Genomic DNA, 3,554 nt, shown 5'->3' on the forward strand with positions numbered 1-3,554 from the left:
ATCCACTCCGTTACCGTCAATAAATGGAAAGCAGCTTCGGCTTCCAAAACCAAGGTTGAACAGCGTCCCAACTTGCTTAAGCAGGATTTCTCGACCACTGGTTTAAATCAAAAATGGACCGCTGATATGACCTATATTCAAACGAAGCGTAATGGCTGGTGTTACTTATCAACCATCATGGATCTGCACTCACGACGAATTATCGGCTATTCGTTCTCAAAAAAGATGGCTACTGATTTAGTCTTAAGGTAGATTGTAAAAGCTCAAATTATAAATGAACATCTCAGCGACGGTACTTCCAGAGCGGAACTAGCAAGAAATCATCAATTACCCAAGCGACAAGTTAATCGATGGCTTCAACAATATCATCTGAACGGCATTGAAACACTTAAGCGGTACAAAACTCGGCGTAAGTTCTCGGCAGAATTTAAATGGTATGTGATAAACTACTACCAAACTCATGATGAGTCTTTAGCCGAGGTTGCCGGAAAATACAACGTTTTAGCCTGTCAGATTAGTGTTTGGCGAAAAACGCTTATTCGAGACGGCTATTCTAGCTTAGAGCCTCATCCCAAAGGTAGGTCAACCAAAACGAAACGTTCTAAAAAACAGATTCGTCAATTAGAAAAACAGAGTGAAATCGAGCGTTTACGAAGCGAGATCGCTCAAAAGAATCAGGAATTCTATGACACAAAGTTGGAGAATGACATCCTAAAAAATCAATGACCCTGTTCGGACCTTCAAAGGGCATCAAAAAAAAGAAATAGTTGATCAGATCAGGGCGGATCAAGTCAAGTTACCCAAGAAACAACGTTATAGAATTGGCGATATACTTAGTGCCATTGGGCTTAAGAAGGCCACGCATCATGATGAACGTAAAAGGATCAAAAATCATAATGATAAATATGCTGAAAATGGTAAGTATCGTGGTCGGTTAACCTACGGTTACCGGTGGGTTCAAGATGAACTAATTAAGCTTGATGTTCATATCGCAGATGCGGTTGTACGCCGACTAATGGATGAATTGGGCGTACAAGTGAGTCTTTATAACCGGAACAAGAACAGTAGTAAATATTCCTCTTATAAGGGTACCGTCGGTAAGATCACCGAAAATCTCTTGGAACAAGACTTTAAACAGGCTAAGCCTTATATAGTACTCCATACAGATATTACGCAAATTCGCTTAGCGAACCACGATGGGCTTATATCTCAGCTATTACCGACGAGGCCAGCAAGGAAATTTTAGCATTTCAAATCAGTAATAGTCCCAATTGCATTCTAATAACCAAGACCGTTGATGAATTAATCAATAAGTTACCAAGTAATGTTCAACCCATCACTCATTCCGATCAAGGATGGCATTACCAACTAGATTCCTATACAAAAAAATTATCTGAACATGAATTTATCCAAAGTATGTCCCGCAAGGGAAATTGTCATGATAATGCCCCGATTGAAAGCTTTTTTCACCTTTATAAGACCGAATGTTTGGCTGGATTCCCACCGTGTAAAGGCTTAGCCGAATTAAAAGCAGTTTCTTTAGAATATGTTAATTGGTTCAATTACCGACGAATCTCATCAAAAACAAAGGGTATGTCCCCGTGTGAATATCGAGAACATACCTTAGCGGCATAATAATATTTACTTTTGTCTAACTTTTGTGTTGCACTTCATGCACTTTAAAATGACTCAAGGCTAGTTTTTATTTGCTACTGAGCCATCGTTAATGATGGCCATTTTGTTCTAAAGTACATTCGTGATGACGCAATGATTCACCGATATCTCATCCAGATACTAAGCCTTCTTCTCTCGAATGGAGCCCACCAGATCATCTGTAGCTGGAGCGTTCGCAAGCAATGCGCGAACATCATCAAGATTCACCTTAACATTCCAAACTAAAACACCAACTAACTTATCGGTATCTATGAAATAGACAAGCGATCCATGCGTTCGCCGATCAAAAATCAATTGCAATTTAGGATCAATATTACCGATTGCTTGCCAGGAAATATCAAAAATCATGGAATAGAAGTATGGGGTATGCTGATAGCTCATGTGAGCACCTGCCATATTACGGCCAACTAATTCACCAGAAAGTCGGGCATGGTCCACGTGCTCAATCCGTTGCCGACCCAAGATGTGATCTGGATAAGAGGCAATATCTCCAGCAGACCAGATGGCTGGGTCACTAGTATTGAGATACTCATTAACTTTCACACCACCATCAGCTAAATCCAAACAACTGTCTTCAGCTAAACTAATCCGCGGCGTAACGCCTAACCCAACAATGATCGTATCGGCCGCGATCACCGTACCATCCTTTGTCAATAGAGTCAAGTGGTCACCTTGGCGTTGATATGATTGGACAAACTGACCACTCATCAGTGTGACACCATTGCGTTTGAACGTGGCTTCATACTCAGTCCGAATAGACTCAGGAAATTTACCCTCACCCAGCGCTTTTTCTGGAAAAATCATCGTAACTTCAGTCTCATTTTGGGTCAGTGACGATGCGAGCTCTGTACCAACATATCCACCACCAATGATCACAACTCGCTTGTTCGGACCACTAAATTTACGTAACTTGCGATAATCTGACCACTGTCTAAAGACTAGCACATGTGGATCAGAAGGTCCCTGGATTTGTCTAGGTTCTCCGCCAGTTGCTAGCAATAGCTGTTCATACTTGATTTGCTCACTATCGGCCAATGTAATGACCTTATCTTGCCGATTAATAGCCGTAACCGTTGTCTTGAACTTAAAAGTCACATTGGGATAATTTTCAGCACCAATCTGAATGTTCTCTTCAGTGAATTCATCATCTAGCCATAGTTTTTTACTCAGTGCCGGTCGTTCATATGGGACATCCGCCTCTTGCGAAATAATTAAGATCTCACCCTCTGAATCTTCCTGTCGAATTCCCTTGATGGCATAGCCAGCAACCACTCCGCCACCAACAATGACGTATCGATAGCTGTTTGTCTGATCCAAATCACTCATCTAATCGCCTCCATAACTTTACTTTTTCTAGGATCATTGTAATATAAAAACGCCATGATTCGAAAAATAACGCTCAGAATTGTCAATCGTTGCTTGCTTTTATCAGAATAATAATTTTATTTACATACTGCTACAAAGCTATCAAATATCACTATGATCCAGATTTAGAATTGCGGATAACACAGCATAAAATAATATTATTTTAATTAAAAAACCTCAATTTTTAAGGCCTCAATTGTCAAATCAAGTGCAACACTAAGAATCTATTCTTAGAAGTGGTCTAGTTGCTAAGCTAGTTCAGGCATTAGATCGGCTGGGCAACGATAGTTTAATGACCACCGCAGCCGGTTGTTTAAGGTATCCTGAGCCAGCTGAATATCAATGAGTGAGGCCAAAACCAAGGATCTACCCTTCGGGAAGAACTCGCGCAAAAGGCCGTTAGTGTTCTCATTGGTTCCGCGTTCCCATGGTGAATAAGGATGGGCAAAGTAGATGTCCGTTCCCGCCACTTGGCTCAAGCTTGAGAACTCGGCACCGTTATCAAAAGTAATGGT

At 41.0% G+C, this 3,554-nt stretch carries 4 protein-coding genes and 2 pseudogenes; 4 read left to right on the plus strand and 2 right to left on the minus strand.

Going from position 1 to position 3,554, the window contains the following annotated elements; translation table 11 throughout:
• The 4 genes and pseudogenes from FD44_RS09615 to FD44_RS10795 all read left to right on the plus strand — a co-directional run.
• Positions 1-249 (plus strand): annotated as a pseudogene (locus FD44_RS09615) (DDE-type integrase/transposase/recombinase); the annotation flags it as partial.
• A gap of 21 nt (positions 250-270) precedes the next feature.
• Positions 271-351 (plus strand): annotated as a pseudogene (locus FD44_RS10785) (transposase); the annotation flags it as partial.
• An 87-nt stretch (positions 352-438) separates the two neighbouring features.
• Positions 439-726, plus strand: coding sequence for a transposase (locus tag FD44_RS10790; RefSeq protein WP_231952026.1), 288 nt, complete (start codon positions 439-441; stop codon positions 724-726).
• Positions 727-1,206: 480 nt separating this feature from the next.
• Positions 1,207-1,635: an IS3 family transposase gene (locus tag FD44_RS10795; RefSeq protein WP_225350461.1), complete on the plus strand. Its 429-nt coding sequence runs from the start codon at positions 1,207-1,209 to the stop codon at positions 1,633-1,635.
• A gap of 159 nt (positions 1,636-1,794) precedes the next feature.
• On the opposite strand, the gene FD44_RS09625 is transcribed toward FD44_RS10795, so the two are convergent.
• Both FD44_RS09625 and FD44_RS09630 read right to left on the minus strand, forming a co-directional pair.
• Positions 1,795-3,000 carry an NAD(P)/FAD-dependent oxidoreductase gene (locus FD44_RS09625; RefSeq protein ID WP_002825823.1) on the minus strand — a complete coding sequence of 402 codons (1,206 nt, stop codon included), beginning with the start codon at positions 2,998-3,000 and terminating at the stop codon, positions 1,795-1,797.
• A 287-nt stretch (positions 3,001-3,287) separates the two neighbouring features.
• Positions 3,288-3,554: IS30 family transposase (locus FD44_RS09630; RefSeq protein WP_156656224.1), on the minus strand; the 267-nt coding region annotated here is incomplete at its 5' end.

It is taken from the genome of Secundilactobacillus malefermentans DSM 5705 = KCTC 3548, from assembly GCF_001436395.1.
GTDB lineage: Bacteria > Bacillota > Bacilli > Lactobacillales > Lactobacillaceae > Secundilactobacillus > Secundilactobacillus malefermentans.

Bases quoted from the DNA above. Each gene is read 5' to 3' on its own strand.
- FD44_RS09625 (WP_002825823.1), bottom strand. From the start codon at position 3,000: ATGAGTGATTTGGATCAGACAAACAGCTATCGATACGTCATTGTTGGT.